The sequence below is a fragment of the Bacillus cereus group sp. MYBK101-2 genome, assembly GCF_051918845.1.
In the GTDB taxonomy this organism is placed as follows: domain Bacteria; phylum Bacillota; class Bacilli; order Bacillales; family Bacillaceae_G; genus Bacillus_A; species Bacillus_A paranthracis.
In genome coordinates this window covers 29980-49559 of sequence record NZ_JBQAIE010000009.1, presented here as the reverse complement: position 1 = coordinate 49559, position 19580 = coordinate 29980, and the positions used below count along the sequence as shown (strand labels likewise).

Here is a 19580-nt window from a genome sequence, read left to right as displayed (position 1 = left end):
TATATTTATGTTATCCATATATATAATTCGAAGGTATATACGATTTTATGTCCGTCATTTTAAAAAAATATAAAAAAACTTTTTCTCGAAACTAAAGGAGCATCTTTACATAATGTCTCACTATCAGAACTCTTATAGATACAGACGTATCTACTCTACACTCCGCTCACTAAAATCAATGAAAAAGAGAGCAGATAACCTGCTCTCTTAAGATGCCTCCTTATGTTCCGTAGAATGTTCTACACTTCCCACTCTCTTTAGCTTATTCCAACCTACCGCTATTCCTCGAATCGATGAGAATATAGATTTAACGACAACATAAGTCATAAATTGACGATAAATAAAGCGTTGTAAAATTAACCATACTAATGGTTTCGGATTCTCTTCCTCTAATTTAAATGCAAATAGAGATGCGAGAAGATCCATTAAAAAGAATACAAAATAAAATCCTAAAACTTTTAGCGGATCACTACTAAATAACCCCATAATCATTAATATATCTGCAAAAGGAGCAATGAATTGCAGAACATATTGGAATAACCACATGTTAGGCAATGCAATAAACCCTAACGTTTTATGCTTTGAATTACATAAAGCTTTTCGATGTTTCCAAAGACATTGAAGTGTACCATATGACCAACGATATCGCTGTTTAATGAGACTTTTCACATCTTCAGGTGACTCCGTAAAAGCATACGCTTTTTCTTCATATACAATTCTATGTCCTTGACGCAAAAATGTAATAGTAAGATCTGTATCTTCTGCTAATGTATCTTCGCTTAAATATCCAGATTCAACTACATTCTTCTTACGCCACGCCCCAATAGCCCCTGGAACTACTGTAATACAATTTAATTCATCAAAAGCTCTACGTTCTAAATTAAATCCTGTTATATATTCAACATGTTGCCAAGTAGTTAACAAGTTTCGTCTATTCCCCACTTTAACATTACCTGAAACTGCTGCTACATTTTGATCTTCAAAGTGTCTAACCATGAGAGAAATGGCGTCTTGCGCAATAATAGTATCCGCATCTAAAGTGACAATGATCTCTCCTCGCGATTGTTGAAACCCTAAGTTCATTGCCGATGATTTCCCGCCGTTTTCTTTCTGAATGAAACGAACTTTAGGGTGTTTATAAAATGTTTCTTGCATTACTTTTGACGTACCATCTGTCGATCCGTCATCCACAACAATAACTTCAAATTCTCCATACTTACTATCCAAAATTGAGCGAATTGTCTTAGCTATCACCTTTTCTTCATTATATGCTGCTATGACAACACTAACAAAAGGTTGATAGGACGAATGAATAGAGCAAGATAGCGTTTTTCTTTTCTGCTTCCATGCAAAATAAATTAAGAATACGAATCGAAAAATCCCTAATCCAATAGCGATATAAAAAATAGTTGTTAATATATGTTTAAAGTATCCAGCCCCTGAAAAAACAGCTTTATTGTAAAGTAAATATTGCTCACCCTCAGAAGAAACTGGGGGCATAATTTCATCTCGTTCTTTATTCATTAAATCTGAAATTGTTACAAAACTATATCCATGCTTTTTAAGCTCTTTAATAATGATCGGCAGCGCCTCTACCGTATGGGTACGATTCCCTCCCGCATCGTGGAGAAGAATAATATTTCCCTCTCCCTTATAAACGGGATTAAGAGCACGCTTTACTAATTCATTTGTTGATGGTGTTGCCCAGTCCTCAGGATCCACTTTTTCTGCTACCATTGTATAGTTCATATTTTGTGCCCGTAAAATAGGCAATATTTCATTTGAGGAATCCGGGTTAGCATCCGCTTCGTATGGTGGCCTAAACAAAACTGTAGAATGCCCAGTTATTTCCTGGATCAGACGTTGCGTCGTATTAAGTTCTACTTTTGTTCGTAGTAAAGACGTATCAGCTACGTTAGGATGCTTGAAAGTATGATTGCCAATTTCATGCCCTTCATCGTATATTCTTTTCACAATACTAGTATTTAGTTGTGCGTTTTCACCAAGTACAAAAAAAGCAGCTTTGATCTTATTCTCTTTTAATATATCTAAGATTTCCGGCGTATATTTCGGGTCTGGTCCATCATCAAATGTTAGTACTACTTGTTTCCCTTTCGGTTTTCCATATCGTTGCACTTCGTATGCAGATGGTAAGGATTGATATACTTCATCTGTAAGATAACCATCTTTACCTACTTTAAAATCTCTCAATCCATTTTGCTTTTCATTCTCAATCTGTAAAATTTCACCTTGTCCAGAATAATTCACTTCATCTAAACTAGTGATTTTATGTAATACATCAGGATTTTTTTGTGCCTCAATCGGATTTTTTAAAACTTTCCATATTGTAGGATCTTCTGCACCTAATCTCCATAACGCAAACCCCTTTGCATTGTTTTCCATTGCGATTTTCACTTGATTATAGAGAGTAACGCCGTCTAAGAACCAAGCAGTATGTTCTTTATCTCCTGTTTTATATCTAAAATAAGGATTTCCACTCATCTTATCCCATTGAATATTTATATCTGAATTATGAGCCATTGCCATAACTTCTGAAAAAGTTAAAGATTTCGCCGGTTCCTTACTATTTACTTTCCAATCATATCCATAGTTACCGAAAGCAACTACGAGCTTATTAGACGGAATATTCAGTTCTTTTAATGTGTGTTGAAACCATTTATTTGAAGCAATTGGTCCTGGCTCTCCTGCTCCATAGTGCTCATCGTACATCATTACAATCATTCGATCTATTATTTTTGCTAACGCACTATAATCAAAAGCCTTATCATTAGCTGGAACATCTTGTGTAACGAGCAAATCATGTTTATGAAAGACCGTAGTAAGTTCTTTCATAAAATTTGTTAAGTTTTCTCTATCACTTTCAGGTACGGCCTCAAAGTCAATATTAATACCCGCAAATCGATTCTTTTCAACTTGCTTTACTAAATCATTTATAAACTTTGTCTTTACATCATTTGAGGAATTCAGCAACTTATGAATTAGCCCACTATCCGGACCAGAAGCTTCCTCAGTATAGTTAGTTAGTAAAGGCATAATTTTCACTTCATTTTTTTCTGCTAACTTTACTATCTCAGGTTTTATCTCACTTCTAATCGTTAAATCTACTTTTAAATGATACCATTCTGGTACTAGTGTGGTTAATGAATCGATATTTTCTTTTAAAGAAGCGTTACTATTTTCATCCCAGTTTACATAAAAACCATACACTTCTTTACGTTGTTTACTATCCTTCGGCGAATTCACCAAATTTTTATTATCCTTCGTTTCGGTATTTGGTTTAAACTCTTCCTTCTTTAACTGCTGATCACTAAGTTTTTGATTAATTGGTACAAGTTTATTATCTTGTTGTACAGCGGTATTCATATTTGGAATTTCTGGTGTTGAAAAAATACTTTGAAAGAAAAAATAAAATACAATACTTACGCTAACTATTGAAATACATAGAAACGAAATAAAAGCTATATTTCTTCTTCCTTTCGGATCATAAAAAACAGGTTTTACTTTATCTTTCTCTTGTTGAATGTTTTTCTCCATTATATTTTTCACATACTCCTTCTTAATAGAACTATAGAATAATAAAGTGCAACTTTAAGCAGCCCAACTCCCACCTAACTTCTTTGCCCTAGCCAAATTTTGAGATGGGAGTTTTACTGCCCACAATAGTGAGATAACTCCTTTTCACTTTAAAATGAATCTCCCACTCCTATATTTCTATTGATTCTTCTTTTCATTCCCTTGCTGGTGGCCTCTATTCTCTTGTTGAGATCCCCTACCATTGTTTCCTTGCTCGTTTCCAACATTTTCTTTTTGGGATCCTCTTCCATTGTCACCTTGCTGATTCCCATTATTTCCTTGTTGAGATTCCCTACCATTGTCACCTTGTTGATTCCCATTATTTCCTTGGGGTACTCTTCCGTTGTTTCCTTGCTGATTTCCATTATTCCCTTGTTGGGATTCTCGACCGTTGTTTCCTTGTTGATTCCCATTATTTCCTTGGGACCCTCTTCCGTTATTTCCTTGCTGGTGCCCATTATTCCCTTGCGATCCTCTTCCATTGTTCTCTTGCTGGTGCCCATTATTCCCTTGCGATCCTCTTCCATTGTTCTCTTGCTGGTGCCCATTATTCCCTTGCGATCCTCTTCCGTTGTTTCCTTGCTGATTTCCATTATTTCCTTGATGGGATCCCCTACCGTTATTCTCCTGCTGATTCCCTCTATTTTGTTGCTGAGATCCTCTACCATTGTTTTCTTTTATGTGCTTCGTTGGCTGTTCCTCTATTTTCTTTTGTTCTTTATGCTCTGGCTTCTCATGTTTTTTGTCTTTTACAGAAGACAAATCTGGCGCTACATCAGGAGATGAATCCGGCTGCGATTGCACCTCTTCTTCGTTTTCTACCGGATTAGACGGCGTGGCGGGCGGCGTAACCGATTTGTTCTTCTCATTCTCTTGCTTTATATAGACACCTGTGCCCATTCCAGCTTTTCTAGCATTCTCTCGTACTTGCATCGTGCTATTTTGATATTCGACTGTAATATGTTTTAGCTCATATTCTTTCTTTAATTCTTTCATTGCCTTTTCCAACTGTGGTTCTAACGACTTGTCCTTTGCAACAGCTGTTAGCATAACTTGCTTATCATTCGTTAAATACTTATCCTCTTGACTCTGCTTTATAATTGTACGTATTACTTCTTGCAATTGTTCATTTTCCCATTGCTTCAATTCTTTTAAAATACGTCTTCCATCATCATTACAAGCTTGTAAATCTATAACGCGAAGATCCTTCGTTACGCTCACCTCTAAACTTGGATTTATATCAACTGAGACGTAAGCAAATACTTTTTCTTCCGGTTGGTTGTAGAAAAATAACAGCGCACATAGAAAACAAGCAACAAGTAATGATGCCGGCTTTAAGAAATAAGGGATTGAAAAACGCGATGCTTTTTGTTCTTGCTCATCAAATGAAATTTCCTCTCCAATCATGCAAGAATCCCCTTTTCTTTTACACGTAATAAACTCTCCATTTGGCGTTAAAACAACTACGCTATGTTTTTTTATATCCATCACAATTCCTTTATTCATCATGCTTCCCTCCCCTTATATAATCAAGAATGTATGTATAGTTGTTTGCGAAGATAATACACATTGCAATGATATATTTTCTATGCCGCTCCAACGTTTTACGACTTACCCTAACACGCGGTTCAATATGTTTAAGCGGTAACTTTTTCTTCCGGAACAGCTCCTCCATCATTTCCTCTTCTTTTATAATCATCTTTACAATTTCTATTAAGTGTTCACGCGTATCACGATGCTTAGGAGATTCTTTAGCAAGCTCTGAAAATGTGATTTTAAACTCAGCTAACACACTTTGAAAATGGAGAATTTCTTCCTTACGGTTACCATTTTCTATTTCCTTCATATACTCCGTAAGCGATACTTGCATTTCTAACATTTCCTCTTGCTCATCTTCTTTTAAAAAGACAAGGTTATGCTTAGACTCCTTGCGTATATAGTCAATTACATCTCTTTTTATAAGAAGATCAGCAAACGCTAGAAAAGATTTCCCTTTTTTATATGAATACTGTTCAATTGCTTCGTTAAACGCAAACAATCCAATACTATATTCATCATCCTGTTCTGTAATATATCGGCGGCAGACAGACGAGATCGATTTTCTAATAAACGGCTGATACTGTACGATAAAAGCTTCTTTATCTTCTTCATTATTTTGTATGCTACATACGATATCTTCTATTTTCGGTTTTCTTAAGATCTTCATTACTAAACTCAACACGGGTAATCTCTCTCCCTCCTTCTGCTTGAAATAGAAAAATGGTCACTAAACAAGTGACCATTCAACCACATTTTCTTTAGGCTTGTCTTCTTGTTGTTCATATTTTTCAAAGCCAACTTTTCTATCGTTCTTACAGTTAGGCTTACATTCTACTCTACTTTCTTATTTTCTTCCGCTTGTTTTGCTTGCTCTGTTTCTATTTTATCTGCAATCCTTGAATAACTCTTCTCTATATCATTGGTAATTTCACCCTTTTATTTCGGATGCCCCACTTAATCTAGTAATTTTATTAACACGTCAGTATTCTTTCATAATCAGTTTTCTTCTATTTATTTTCTTCACTATACATATTCGGAGGAATATAAAGTTTTATGGGGGTCAAAAAATATTTTTATAAAAAAATAGATATTTATTTCAAAAATAAAAACCATTGATTTGAAAAAGGACTAATCAAATTGATGGTTTTCTTATCATATCTATTAAATTAAGTTAGGCTCTCATTATGTATAAGAAAATCTGCTGTTCTCACTATTTCCTGCCGCTTTTCTCCATCGTTATCTTTCTTGATTATCATAATATGTCTTATCTGCATACTTTTGATCATTTCCTTTTAGATAAGCTAATATTACTTTTGGATTTTTAAGTAAGGCCCAGTCTCCATATGTATCAAATCTTCTGCATGAAGTTATCATTCCATTTTTAATGGTACCGAATTTCTTATTATTTCGTTTTCCCCATTCTTTTAACCGTTTCGCGAAATCTGCATCTTCTGCCATAAGCATGTTTTCATTAAATCCGTTAATTGCCATAAAATCTTTTCTATAACACCAAAAAATCCCCACAGATATAGCTCCGTACTTAAAAAGTAAGGGAATTATAATTAGAATTGCAGAAAAGAATATTCCAAAAGACATTCTTTCGAACTTCCCATTCACCCCACCACCAATATATTTACCTGAAGATAAATATTTATCTACATTAGATAACAAAGACTCTGTCATTATCGTATCAGCATCTATAGTAACGATTATTTCTCCACTAGCTATTTCTGCCCCTGCATTTCGGATTTTAGATAAGTTTTTATCTTCATTTTTTAATGTAATACAATTATAAGATTTTGCTATTTCCTCTGTTTGATCTGTGCAACGATTTAAAACAACTATAACTTCCGTTTGTTCTTTATATGCCTCTGATGCTTTTGCAATTGAATCCAAACATTTTCTAATGTACTTTTCTTCATTATGTGCAGGGATTATAATAGAAAACTTCACATCTTTTTGTAAATCGCTTCCTGAAGATTCGTTTATTTCAGTCATGATATTCCCCCTTATTTTAGATAAATATCTGTTATACATAACATATATTAAAATTGATTAAGTTTTATTATAAAAAGAGTACTTAAAACAATATAGACATATTATTTTAAGTATAATAGGGCTACTATTAAGCTAACAAAACAAAAATTGACGTTGTATGAGCTTAACTTGTTTGCGAAGTGTTAGTCCCCTATATAAAAAAACCACAGTTTACACCCAAACTGTGGTTTTTTGAAGTACAAGGAATTACATGAATCATAAGTCACCGTCTAAATTGTACTCCTCATTTATCAATCTCTGTATCTAGTTTTTTAACTCTGTAACAGATGCAAGGCTAACTTCTTACAATATGAAACCAAGGCAATTGTTTAACATATGTATCGCTATGACATATGCAAGGGATCTTTTAGAAATTAGATAAGCAATAGTAAGTATCACCGCGCCTGGTAAATAAAATGCATAATCAGAAAGCTGGTTCGTATGAAGGAATGTAAAGATTAGAATCGAAATGATAGATGCAATAGCAGTACCAATATAATGTGAAAAGCGATTTATTAAAATATGACGAAATATAATTTCTTCAAGTATTGGACCTAGAATACCAAATACAAGCAATGTAAATATAAGAGGTACCTCCGCACCTGCTTCAAGGAGCTGTTCTTGGTTCTCTGGCTGACCAGTTGCTAGAAAATGCATAATAGAACTCTCAATAATCACCATAAGTAAAACCACCATAGGAATACTTACTATTTTCAAAATTGTTTTCTCTTTAAAATAAGTAAAACTTTGAATGATTTCTTTCCTAAAGAAAATTATTCCTACAATAGCAGGTACAGTAAAACCGATGGCACTAAGAAGAAATTCTGATTCAACTAAATTGACATTAGTTAAAAGTGATATGCCAAATAATATGAACAAGCTAATTTGAAATGGTACAAACAGTGTAAAGATTACTAACATAATAAGTTCTTTTTTATTCATTTTTATAAAGTTCATTTTATTATCCTCCTAATTAAATTACCTACAATCTTTGATTTTTCTTTCTTCATAAAGTTCTCCTTCCAAATATATTCATATAAGTTAACAGACCGAACGGTCCGGTCTGGAATATAATGATACTATAAGTTTCTAGTTTTTTAAACCCTTTTTACAAATGATTAATAAAATAGAAAAAAGAAAATATATTTATAACTCGCTTTCTTATTTACAATCAAATTCCAGTACTCATTAATTATTTCTTTTATAGAATGCAGTGATCAGGCCTTTACCTACAAGAACTGCGAGGGATATTATTGTATAAGAAGTGAAAGTGGGAGTAGTTCAAACACCTTAGCTAAACATATTGATAAAGATTATATATAATACTCATATGTCTATGCACTAAAATTAACTATATATTTTTACATCCTCTACGATTTTAGGTAAAATTAGTTGTCTAACATGACTAAATTAAACAATTGATCATGTTATTTTTGACAGAAAGTTCATTTAAAAAATATAAATAATACAATTTGCTTAACCTCTGTCCAAACTGTATTGTTTGCGGTTTCCATAATATAGGGATTGATAATATATTTTGCTTCACACTTATTTATACTTACAAAAAATAGAGGGTAAACATTACCTGGGATATTAAGCTCGTTTTTATTAGGAGGACTACAAAGCATGACTAAAGTTGATACAGTAAAAGAAAAGATTATTGAAACATCTTTATATTTATTTAACACTAATGGGATAACTCGCACATCCATTCAGGATATAATGACAGCCACTGAACTACCGAAAGGATCTATTTATCGTAGATTCAAAAATAAAGAAGAAATTGTTCTTGCTGCCTACGACAAAAGTGGTGAGATTATGTGGAGCCATTTTCATAAAGCAATGGAAAATAAAAAGACAGCAATCGATAAAATCCTTGCAATTTTCCTTGTATATCAAGATGCAGCTCATAACCCCCCTATTGCTGGAGGCTGTCCATTGCTTAATAGCGCAATTGAAAGTACTGGCGTATTTCCAGAATTACAAAAAGCAGCAGCAAAAGGCTATGATGATACAGTAATGTTAATGGCTTCTCTCATAAAAGAAGGAATAGAGAAACAAGAACTTAAAGAAGAGATAGACATTATATCGCTCGCTTCTTTCCTTGCCTCTTCAATGGAGGGCGCTATTATGGCAAGTCGTGTATCTAACGATAATATACACCATCATTATTTTATTGAACAAATAAAACATCATCTTCTCTCTTATTCTAAATAAGTAAGAACTTGCATTGTTTTTATAGACTTAAATTAGATACCGCTCTCATAAACAGTATGTACTGTTTATGAGAGCGGTATTAGTTTTTAGCAAATATAGCTTTTTAACACTGTATATTGCCCATCTATTTTTCACTTTAAAAAATATCCACTTTGATGTCTTCATTTAAAGAATTATCTATCTCCTTTTTCCTACAGATGGATAAAATATTGGGCACTAAATGAACTTTCCCAGAAGTAAAGTTCTAAAAGTAACCTATCCATAGGGCTACTAAAACTACTACTAACAAAGCAAAACAAAATGTGATATTTCGAATCCACTTTTGTATATCATGAAAATACTTTTCTATAAATGCGGTATAAGTAGAAAGCATAAGAAGTAGCACAATGAAAGTAAAGGACCCCAATTTATCGTTAAATTTTTCATTAGTAAATGTGCTTACATGGAGGAAAAGAAAAACAAATGTTACTATGAATAGCTCAAATAATCTTTTTTTATTCACTCCGCCACCACCTTACAATAATTACCTTTCATTCCAGTTTATCAGAACATAATGTGTAGTAGTATATGAATAATATATTCATGTCAAAAAAGGCTAACAATTCAAGATTGTTAGCCTTTACATTCCTTAATGCGGCCTTTTAAAATTTAACAAGCGAATAGATTCTTACTCCCAGACCATATACTCCTTTTCAAATAACAAAAAGACCAATAAATAAGTGACCATTCCTAAATTGATTTTCATGTCTGGATACCTAACCATTTTCGTCATTACTTTTCCTCTTCAATTTAAGATGATTTTTTCCACTCTATTAAAAATTTCCCACCATGTTCTTCTGTTTTAATTTTCACTTTATATCTATCGTCCTTAGGCACTTTAAGGCTTTTATCCTCTTTACCATTATTAAATTCTAATATCGTATTATCATTTGAATCCACAATATAAGCAACTACAGTTCCTTTCTTTGTTGTTTCATCAAAAGAAAACAACCAATTCTCTCCTTTTTTGACTTCCATATCACGACTTGCGGAACCAGTAAACTCTCTATAATCTCCTAATATTCTATTTGAAGAACTTTTTACTTTTCCACCAACAACTTTTCCTTCTCTAGAAGAACATCCACTGACAATTAATAAACAACAAGCTAATAACATTATACCTTTTAATATTTTCAATATTAACTCTTCCTTTACTAAAAAAATAAATCATACTAAAATGGCTATACTTGACTGGAAATATATCGAAATCAATAAACAATTATAGTTATAATTTATCTTTTTAAATCTTCACTCAATTTGATTTCCTCATCATTAATATATCCAGTAAAAACAATTTCCGATACATGTTCATGATTAAAAAATAAATTATATTCAGTTGAAATATTACCAATTGGATAATAACAAGCTACATAATCCCACTCTTCTTTAGTTTTAGAATCCATTTGCTTTCTACCATATATCATTACAAGTTGTTCCCAACTTTTAAATCTTACAACTGAGCCAATAGGTAACAATGTTTCCTTCTCTACCTCTGTTTTCACCATATCTCAACACCTCATTATTTAATAAAAAATTTACCGATTTTATATAAAATAAAAAAACTAATAGGAATTGTAATTAAGTATATTAAAGAAAAAATAATTTTTTCTTTAATATTATAAGTAGCATCAAAAAATGTTAATATTATAGTTCCAAAAAAACAAATAATAAAAAGAACTGTTAAAATTTTCTTTAAACCTTCTACTGTCATTCAATACTCCCCTTTATTTTACTTCTACCTCAAGAGCTGTGCCAACAAGACTTGCTCCTGGCCCCCAAGGAAGACTAATCTTAAATCCACTTGATCCAGCTTTCACTGAACCACCAACTTGTCCAAGTGTAGCTGCCCCTCCAATATGTAAATCATGATCTGTAAACGGAATAGGAAAATCTATACCAGTTTCATATTTTGCTAAAGACGCTTCTGCACCAAATTCGATATTAGTTTTATCTAATTTAGCTGATAACTCTACATTCGCCATACTTAAATTTGATTCACTTTTTATTTTTTTACCATCACCAAGGTCTTTTGAAACTTCAAAACCTACTTTAACTGTGTTATATGTCGCACTCGCTCCGGCTATTGTCCCTGCCTTTAATTCTCCACCTAAAGCCTTAGCTGAAAAGGGGCCGCTTTCTTCCTCATACATATACTTCGAATTTTCCTTAGTACTTAATACATCAGTTATTTTTTGTAATATCCCATTATCACTTGCACCATTACCAGCCGACATATTCTTTGCATTCCCTAAATTAACACCTTGATTATCAACTGTTTCAAATTTAGTTGCTATACGAATTAATTCTTCTTCAATTTTCTTTAAATGAGTAATATAAGATTCACAAGCCTTATTTAAAGTTGGTAATTCATTAAAAAAACTCAAACTTGATGCCCCTATCCACCTAGTTTGCAAATTAAAAAGTTCATTAAGTATTTTATTATGCCTATCTTTAGCTTCCCCTTGAGCATAACTAAAAGTTTTCGCTCTATTTTTTAGCTCTTCTGGAGTAATTTTTATTTCTCCCATTTATATTCCTCCCCCAATATACTACTTTTATATAATTGGGGATTTTTCAAAAAAAATCAAGATGTAAATAGCAATATGTTAATCTATTTTTTATTTTCAATATAATCACACTATAAAACTGCACACATAAATCCTATTTTATTCTTTAACATTATAATACAATCTTTATATAGTAATTCCAAGAAAGAAATACACGCTCAATTCTTTTTCCAGAATTATGTCGATCGTTTCATAGCATAAAGGTATTATACCGACAATCGTTACATTAAGAGGACAATAAATAATTAAAACACGGAAAATCTTCCCGTTCTTTTCTAAATATATATTATTTCAAAAGATTTATTTGCCACTGAATACCAATCTAATGGTACATTTACCCTAACTGACGTTTAAATGCCCTACTAGCAAAGAAGTAACCGACGCACCAAGCAAGCTTGATCCAAATATCATTTCCAACAAACCTTTCATATAAGAGAGCACGAATCGCCTTCACGATTGAAGTTACAAGCTGGTTCTCGGCGAACGCACAAACAATTATTGGCATAGTTTCGGTAGGAACAAAGACTGAACTGATACAGACTAGAAAAGTTAGCGCGTACGAGTAGACTGTCGCTCCTCCCATAGAATTCGCTGTCAGTCCTGGAACGATAGTCCACCATGTTAGCGCTGGAACGGAAGCCCATTAAAAGTGCAACGGGGATAACCACCACGATAGTACGTACATTATCAACAAGTGAGGTTAATACGTTTGCTCATAATACTGCTGATATAAAACATAAGAAATAGCACAAAGAAAGTAAAGGATCCCAATTTATCGTTAAATTTTTCATTAGTAAATGTGCTTACATGGAGGAAAAGAAAAACAAATGTTACTATGAATAGCTCAAATAATCTTTTTTTATTCACTCCGCCACCACCTTACAATAATTACCTTTCATTCCAGTTTATCAGAACATAATGTGTAGTAGTATATGAATATTATACTCACGTCAAAAAGGCCAACAATTCAAGATTGTTAGCCTCTACATTCCATAATCATATCTTTTATCACTTTACTTCCTAACAACCGGAATCCACATTTCACCAAACACTAAACCGTTTCTTTTCCCCATCTCAACCGTCGTATTTGGTCCACCAACATAAGCAAACTCATTTGCATCTGGTAAAGCCTGACCGAAGGCGATGCCAGTAAGCTTATTACTTAGCTCTTCAGCTGTTTTGTCTTCCCCTTTTACTACTAAGTATTCTCCCTTCGGAAATTGGATTACTCTAGATTCTTCTTCTATTTGTGCTTCTGTCATGACACCCGCATAATACATCATCTTGTTATTCACCGCTTCGCTCACAGAAAAAATGTAATCATTTGTAGCTAGAGCTTTTAAAGTGTCCAACCTTCCATCTTCTTTAACAGCCGACCAAAAGTCTTCCTTTTCTTTTTTTATTCCAACAAAATCTGTATATTCACTCTTAATTTCAGTTCCAATACCTAACACAATAAAGCTATCTTTTTCTTCAATCGTATAATTTTTCATATTCAAAACCTTCCTTCTTTTAAAATAAATTAAATGATTTATCTTTTCATCTGATGAGTTTATAATAACTTTAAATCATGTCAAAAAATGATACTGTTTAGGAGAACCAAATGAAAAAAGTTGAACGGATTAATACAATTATGCGGTATATCAACAACCGCTCCCACTTTACAATTTCAGAAATCATACGAGAATTTAACATATCACGATCAACAGCTATTAGGGACATTAGAGAAATAGAAGCTATGGGCATGCCACTTGTTGCTGAAGTTGGGAGGACTGGGGGATATTTTGTTATGCATAACTCTATCCTGCCCGTTGTTCGCTTTACTGATAACGAAGTGAAAGCTCTTTTTATTGCCTTTATGGCTACAAGAAATCAACAACTTCCCTATTTAAAAAGTCGTCAATCTTTAGCCGAAAAACTGTTAGGACTCATCTCAGAAACCCAGCAAGATGATATCGTTCTTTTAAATCAACTCTTGCTTTTTGAAGGGACCAACCCTCATAATCCTGATTTACTTGAGCTTTCTGATCTCCCCCATCCGATGTTAGAAAAACTCATCCAAATCCTTCTTTTGGATAGACATTTATTGATTACTGTCAAAGAAGAAGAGGAAATCCAGTCTTATCCAATTTATCTATTACATATTTATAAAGAAAAAAGCCATTGGATCATTGAAGGGTTTGATTTAAAAGAAGAAAAGAAGCTGCTGTTTCCTGTCGATGACCTTATCAATATCGAACCGTACACGACGAAAAAGAGGTTAAATAAGAAAAAGATTTTAGAAAAACTAAGTAAGAAAGACAAAATTATCAATCTTGTACTTGAACTTGGCCCGAAAGCAATTGCCCAGTTCAAAAAATACCACCCTTTCAAAGTTTCAATATCTTACACAAACCCTTACCAATCCACAGCCATTTTAAAAACATTTATCAATGTTAACAATTCCGATGAAGTGACAGAGATAACAAATTGGCTGCTTTTCCTAGGACAAGATATTACAATAAAGGAAATGCCTAAAGAAGTATTAAACGACTTACAAAAGCGGTTATGTTTATACTCTCCATAAGCAGTAATCGGTTAAACCTCAAAATATTGAGTTTCATTCGTTACCAGGTGACCATATTTTTAAATACCTAAGGAAAACAGTGTATTTGCTATCAATGCTGAACGAACCTTCTAGGAATAATACAACAAAAAAGGTGTGAACTAATTTTTAGTCCACACCTTTTTATATTAGAGTTTACTATACATACATTAAATTGCTTGTTTAAGATTTGAATGTGGATTTGGTCCATACTTATTCTCACCTTCATCACTTTCAATGATACAAAACACAAGTAGAACCGCTCCTCCAAATGGCACCAAATTTAATAGCTGCCACCATCCTGTTTTTCCACTATCATGTAATCGGCGAGCCTCCACCGCCAAAGTAGGAACGATGAAAATTGCTATATATAACAAGGTAATGTTGGCTCTTAAGTAAAAAGCAGACGAAGAATAAGAGGCCAAATATATTAATGACCAAAACGTAATCTTATTAAATAAAGTAAAAATCCAGTATTCTTTTCTCGTAGCTCTCCCACTAAATTTCGCATAGTTTTTGAGAGTATATAAATACCATCTCATTTGAACCTCTCCCTTTTCCCTCCCCTAAACAATGAGGTTATACATTATATACCTTATAAGTATAAATATAACATATTTAACCTCTATTTTTGTATAGAATATTCTGTTTCTTTTTAAGTTATTTTTGTGAAGCGTTACATACCATACTTCAAAGCATGTGTATTCGATTTATTATTCTCCTATTTACTTTAAAACTACTACAATTAAGCGAAGTATAAATGTATGATTAAAGCATGGAAAATCTTCCCGTGCTTTTTCAAAAATATATATGATTTCGGACGATTTATTTCACTTACCCTAACTGACGTTTAAATGCTTTACTAGCGAAAAAGTAAGAAATGATCATGATACCTACGCACCAAGCGAGCGCAATCCAAATATCGTTACCAACAGTTCCTTCATATAATAAAGCACGAATCGCATTCACGATTGAGGTTACAGGCTGATTCTCAGCAAATGCACGAACAATTTTTGGCATCGTTTCAGTAGGTACGAAGGCTGAACTAATAAATGGAAGAAAAACGAGTGGGTACGAGTATGCTGTCGCTCCTTCCATAGACTTCGCTTTCAGCCCTGGAATGATAGCCAACCATGTTAGCGCCAATGTAAACACCCCTAGTATCCCAGCTACTGCAAACCAATCTAGCATATTCGCACTGGAACGAAAGCCCATTAAGAGTGCAACAAGAATAACCACCACGATAGTAAGTACATTAGCAACAAGAGAGGTTAATACGTGAGCCCACAATATCGATGAGCGCTTAATAGGCATCGTAATGAAACGTGCCATCAGCCCACTCTTTACATCCGTAAATAGTCGAACGGAAGTGTAAGCTACACCGGATGCGATAGCCATTAGCAAAATTCCCGGCAATAAATAATTTACGTAGTTTTCCGTTCCTGTTTGTATTGCGCCGCCAAACACGTAGACAAATAATAGCATCATCATAATCGGTGTAATCGCTACCGTAATAATTGTATCCGGACTACGCATAATGTTACGCATTAAACGACCTAGTAATACCCCTGTTTTGCTTTTCATTTACATCTCCTCCTTTTTACCGATAATAGCAAGAAAAATCTCTTCCAATGTCGGCTGCTTCTCGATATACTCCACTTTAGCTGGTGGGAACATCTCTTTCAGTTCAGTAAGAGTACCTGTCGTAATAATTTTTCCGCCATGTAAAATAGCGATACGGTCCGCCAGTTGTTCTGCTTCCTCCAAGTACTGAGTCGTAAGCAAAATCGTTGTGCCGCTACCAGCAAGTTCCTTCACCGTATCCCAAACTTCAATCCGCGCTTCAGGATCAAGCCCTGTCGTTGGTTCGTCAAGAAAGATAACTGCTGGCGCCCCAATTAAACTCATCGCGATATCAAGTCGGCGCTTCATCCCGCCCGAATACTGATCTGCTCTCTGATTAGCCGCATCAGTCAGGCTAAATCTTTCAAGTAAATTGTTAGCGACTTGAGCGGGATTGGAAACACCACGTAACTTGGCGATCATTATCAAGTTTTCTTTCCCCGTCAACATGCCATCTAAAGCTGCAAACTGTCCTGTCAAACTGATACTTTGACGAACATGATCTGGTTGGCGATTGACATCAAATCCGCAAATACTTACTTCACCGCTCTCTTGCTTCATTAGCGTCGAAAGGATATTGACCATCGTCGTCTTTCCCGCTCCATTTGAGCCAAGCAGCGCGAAAATTTCGCCACGCTGCACTTTAAAATCCACTCCCTTTAAGACTTCTTTATCTTTAAAAGATTTTTTTAATCCTTTTACAGAAACCACTGCATTACTCATACTTTTTCCCCCTTATAAAATTAAATTACCTGCACCCTCTATTTAGTACCACCGATAATCTGTAGTACTTAGTAGTGATTTAAAAATATAACTGAATAGCGATGGCGGCAATTCACATTTGTAACCAGCTAATCAGTCGGTATTACGTATTGCATTTATTTTTTTCTCAATTTCTTCATAATACTTTCATTCAAATCTTCACGATACTTAGAAACATACGTTTTAGCGTTTGCCACTAGTTCGTCAGCAAAAGATGCCACATCTTCCCCAGTAATATCTAGCACTTGTCTGCCTTCCGCTGCACCAGCTTCAAACAAATCAATTAATTCGTACTGAATGTGCAGCATATCCATCCCGTTTCCGGTCGAAAAATTCCACATGTAATTTTGAATTTTCTTAAACACAAACTGATAGTCTTCTGGCAGTGCTGCAACACGTGCCATCATCATTCTGTACTCTTTTTTATCACCGATTAATTTTTTGAATATTTCTAACATATTATTTTCCTCCTTTTTTATAAAGCAGAACAAGAAACTCTCCAAATATGAGCCGAAACATTTTATATTATGAGGCTAGTTTGACTTCAAGACGTTAATTTTTGAAGATACAAAATCCCATTTTCTCCAAAATAATTCAAGCTCCTGACGACCAGCTTCATTTAATGAATAAAACTTACGAGGAGGTCCCATATCTGATGGTTTCTTTTCAATATTCACAAGCTTTTTCTTCTCTAGTCGTACGAGGATGGTATAAACCGTTCCTTCCACGACTTCGGTAAACCCAAGATCATTCAGGTGGCGAGTAATCTCATAACCATACGTTTCACGGCGGCTAATGATTTCCAGCACACACCCTTCCAGTGAACCTTTCAACATTTCAGTTAAATTTTCCATGTTCTTATCCTCCTTTACCCCCCTATTCTGTCTGACTTATATTCAGTATTACAGAGTACTAAGGCAAATTTTCACTGAATAGTTTTTGAATAAATTCCCACTATTCAGTATTACTCATTACCACTACATTGTATGACTGATTAGTGGTGAATGTCAACTGATTTTCAACTTTCTTCTAAAATCCGCTATTACCTATTATTTAGTGAAAAGTTTTTTAAGAAAAAACACTACTCAGTATCACCTATTACAACTACATTATATGACTAAGTAGTTGTAAATGTCAACTCGATTTTTATATTTTTCTAAAATCAACTATTACCCACCCCGCTAAGAAAAGAAAATACCCCAAAACAATAATTCTATATTTTTGTTTTGGGGCGCTATAAGCTAGCTCTTCTTCTGAATAAGACCAATCATCCTCTTGTTACGATAACATCATATCCATATCTTCTGCTGCAGTTGTAATTAATTTTAAACCGAATGTTTCTTGTAATACATCGAGCACGCCAGGTGAAATAAATTCAGGCGCCTTTGGACCGATGCGAATATCTTGAATACCAAGACTAAATAGTCCAAGTAAAATGGCAACCGCTTTTTGTTCAAACCATGATAGGACAATACTAACTGGCAGTTCGTTCACTTCACATTGGAAAGCATCTGCTAAAGCAGCCGCTATTTTCACTGTAGAAATTGAATTATTGCATTGCCCTAAATCAATGTAACGCGGAATCTCTGTACCAGGTACAACACCATAACTCACATCATTAAAACGGAATTTCCCGCAAGAAGTTGTTAAAATAACCGTTTCTGGCGGAAGTGACGTTGCTAATTCACGATAATATTCTCCGCCTTTTCCTGGTGCATCACAACCTGCGATGACAAAGAAACGCTTAATCTTCCCTTCTTTTACTGCCTCAATAATTTCAGGAGCTAATGATAATACTGTATGATGATGAAACCCTGTTACTAACTGTTCATCCGAATCCATATGTACTTCTGGAAGTTCAAGTGCTTTTTGAATCAATGGTGTAAAATCATCATTTTCAATTTTTTGTACGCCCTCTAGTCCTGCAATATCATATGAAAAAAATCGATCAGAATACGATCCTTTAATTGGCATGACACAGTTCGTTGTCGCTAATATGGTACCTGTAAATTTTTCAAAAAGACGTCTTTGATCATACCATGCCTTACCGATGTTTCCTTTTAAATGTTTATATTTTTTCAGCTGCGGATACCCGTGTGCTGGTAACATTTCCGAATGCGTATAAATATTAATTTCTTTTCCTTCTGTTTGTTTTAATAATTCTTCTAACGCAAATAAATTATGGCCTGTAACTACAATAGCTTTACCTTCTACACGGTTTTGTGTAATTTGAACAGGCTCTGGAACACCAAAGTGATTCGTATGCGCCTCATCTAACAACTCCATTACTCGTAAAGCTGATTTCCCAACTTTCATAGCCATATCAACATGTTCTTGTTCATTAAAATTAGAATTGGTTAATGTCATATACAGTGCTTCTTGCGTCGTAGCATCTACAAAAGCATCCGTATACCCTAGCTGAGCAGCATGCGTACGATAAGCAGCAATTCCTTTTAATCCAAACACAATCGTATCTTGTAAACTTGCTATTGTTTCATTCTTACCGCAAACACCAATTACTTTACATCCGCCTGTTGGCGTTTGTTCACATTGATAACAAAACATGATCATCCCACCCTCTCCCAATCATTCCTTACAATCTAAGCATAATACCCATT

20 protein-coding genes and 1 pseudogene are annotated in these 19580 nt (G+C 34.2%); 2 read left to right on the top strand and 19 right to left on the bottom strand.

From position 1 onward, the window contains the following. Nucleotides 1–207 precede the first annotated feature (207 nt). From ACTFSI_RS17710 to ACTFSI_RS17690, 5 genes are all read right to left on the bottom strand, one after another. Nucleotides 208–3555, bottom strand: a complete 3348-nt coding sequence (locus ACTFSI_RS17710; protein WP_440045551.1) for a glycosyltransferase — start codon at nucleotides 3553–3555, stop codon at nucleotides 208–210. Between the two features lie 177 nt (nucleotides 3556–3732). Further along, nucleotides 3733–5103: an anti-sigma-I factor RsgI family protein gene (locus ACTFSI_RS17705; protein ID WP_440045521.1), complete on the bottom strand. Its 1371-nt coding sequence runs from the start codon at nucleotides 5101–5103 to the stop codon at nucleotides 3733–3735. Continuing rightward, nucleotides 5093–5815, bottom strand: coding sequence for an RNA polymerase sigma factor SigI (gene sigI / locus ACTFSI_RS17700; RefSeq protein ID WP_014481722.1), 723 nt, complete (start codon nucleotides 5813–5815; stop codon nucleotides 5093–5095). Before sigI ends, ACTFSI_RS17705 begins: the two co-directional genes overlap by 11 nt. 554 nt (nucleotides 5816–6369) lie before the next feature. After that, nucleotides 6370–7131 carry a glycosyltransferase gene (locus ACTFSI_RS17695; protein ID WP_000136097.1) on the bottom strand — a complete coding sequence of 254 codons (762 nt, stop codon included), beginning with the start codon at nucleotides 7129–7131 and terminating at the stop codon, nucleotides 6370–6372. 342 nt (nucleotides 7132–7473) lie between these two features. Then, on the bottom strand, nucleotides 7474–8127 hold the full coding sequence (locus tag ACTFSI_RS17690) for a CPBP family intramembrane glutamic endopeptidase (RefSeq protein ID WP_098298618.1): 654 nt from the start codon (nucleotides 8125–8127) through the stop codon (nucleotides 7474–7476). A 669-nt stretch (nucleotides 8128–8796) separates the two neighbouring features. On the opposite strand from ACTFSI_RS17690, the gene ACTFSI_RS17685 reads away from it, so the two are divergent. After that, the gene (locus tag ACTFSI_RS17685) at nucleotides 8797–9387 is read left to right on the top strand and encodes a TetR/AcrR family transcriptional regulator (RefSeq protein ID WP_000169671.1); all 591 of its coding nucleotides are present in this window, start codon (nucleotides 8797–8799) and stop codon (nucleotides 9385–9387) included. Between the two features lie 244 nt (nucleotides 9388–9631). On the opposite strand, the gene ACTFSI_RS17680 is transcribed toward ACTFSI_RS17685, so the two are convergent. From ACTFSI_RS17680 to ACTFSI_RS17645, 8 genes and pseudogenes are all read right to left on the bottom strand, one after another. After that, nucleotides 9632–9889, bottom strand: a complete 258-nt coding sequence (locus ACTFSI_RS17680; protein ID WP_001036211.1) for a DUF3963 domain-containing protein — start codon at nucleotides 9887–9889, stop codon at nucleotides 9632–9634. Between the two features lie 287 nt (nucleotides 9890–10176). Next, nucleotides 10177–10566: a hypothetical protein gene (locus tag ACTFSI_RS17675; RefSeq protein WP_044793255.1), complete on the bottom strand. Its 390-nt coding sequence runs from the start codon at nucleotides 10564–10566 to the stop codon at nucleotides 10177–10179. A 92-nt stretch (nucleotides 10567–10658) separates the two neighbouring features. Continuing rightward, entirely contained in the window at nucleotides 10659–10931 is a 273-nt protein-coding gene (locus tag ACTFSI_RS17670; RefSeq protein ID WP_044793257.1) for a DUF4176 domain-containing protein, read from the bottom strand. Nucleotides 10932–10945: 14 nt separating this feature from the next. Further along, nucleotides 10946–11137, bottom strand: coding sequence for a hypothetical protein (locus ACTFSI_RS17665; RefSeq protein WP_000215399.1), 192 nt, complete (start codon nucleotides 11135–11137; stop codon nucleotides 10946–10948). Nucleotides 11138–11150: 13 nt separating this feature from the next. Next, on the bottom strand, nucleotides 11151–11954 hold the full coding sequence (locus tag ACTFSI_RS17660; RefSeq protein ID WP_074603433.1) for a WXG100 family type VII secretion target: 804 nt from the start codon (nucleotides 11952–11954) through the stop codon (nucleotides 11151–11153). A 373-nt stretch (nucleotides 11955–12327) separates the two neighbouring features. After that, nucleotides 12328–12706, bottom strand: a pseudogene (locus tag ACTFSI_RS17655) (ABC transporter permease); the annotation flags it as partial. After that, nucleotides 12681–12860, bottom strand: coding sequence for a hypothetical protein (locus tag ACTFSI_RS17650; RefSeq protein ID WP_074603431.1), 180 nt, complete (start codon nucleotides 12858–12860; stop codon nucleotides 12681–12683). The gene ACTFSI_RS17650 and the pseudogene ACTFSI_RS17655, both read right to left, overlap by 26 nt. A 146-nt stretch (nucleotides 12861–13006) precedes the next feature. Further along, entirely contained in the window at nucleotides 13007–13486 is a 480-nt protein-coding gene (locus ACTFSI_RS17645) for a GyrI-like domain-containing protein (protein WP_000801044.1), read from the bottom strand. Nucleotides 13487–13596: 110 nt separating this feature from the next. On the opposite strand from ACTFSI_RS17645, the gene ACTFSI_RS17640 reads away from it, so the two are divergent. After that, a complete protein-coding gene (locus ACTFSI_RS17640; protein ID WP_044793259.1) occupies nucleotides 13597–14559 on the top strand; it encodes a helix-turn-helix transcriptional regulator in 963 nt (320 codons plus the stop codon). A gap of 188 nt (nucleotides 14560–14747) precedes the next feature. Here the strand turns inward: ACTFSI_RS17640 and ACTFSI_RS17635 are convergent, their stop codons facing one another. The 6 genes from ACTFSI_RS17635 to hcp form a co-directional block, all read right to left on the bottom strand. Then, nucleotides 14748–15119: a DUF805 domain-containing protein gene (locus tag ACTFSI_RS17635; protein ID WP_001267895.1), complete on the bottom strand. Its 372-nt coding sequence runs from the start codon at nucleotides 15117–15119 to the stop codon at nucleotides 14748–14750. A 292-nt stretch (nucleotides 15120–15411) separates the two neighbouring features. Then, nucleotides 15412–16161, bottom strand: a complete 750-nt coding sequence (locus tag ACTFSI_RS17630; RefSeq protein WP_044793261.1) for an ABC transporter permease — start codon at nucleotides 16159–16161, stop codon at nucleotides 15412–15414. Further along, a complete protein-coding gene (locus ACTFSI_RS17625) occupies nucleotides 16162–16923 on the bottom strand; it encodes an ABC transporter ATP-binding protein (protein ID WP_139895150.1) in 762 nt (253 codons plus the stop codon). A gap of 155 nt (nucleotides 16924–17078) precedes the next feature. Then, complete coding sequence (locus ACTFSI_RS17620) at nucleotides 17079–17420, bottom strand: DUF1048 domain-containing protein (protein WP_000889650.1); 342 nt, start codon at nucleotides 17418–17420, stop codon at nucleotides 17079–17081. Nucleotides 17421–17495: 75 nt separating this feature from the next. Continuing rightward, on the bottom strand, nucleotides 17496–17816 hold the full coding sequence (locus tag ACTFSI_RS17615) for a PadR family transcriptional regulator (protein WP_000429484.1): 321 nt from the start codon (nucleotides 17814–17816) through the stop codon (nucleotides 17496–17498). Nucleotides 17817–18240: 424 nt separating this feature from the next. Further along, the gene (gene hcp / locus ACTFSI_RS17610; protein ID WP_440045520.1) at nucleotides 18241–19527 is read right to left on the bottom strand and encodes a hydroxylamine reductase; all 1287 of its coding nucleotides are present in this window, start codon (nucleotides 19525–19527) and stop codon (nucleotides 18241–18243) included. Nucleotides 19528–19580: the final 53 nt, after the last annotated feature.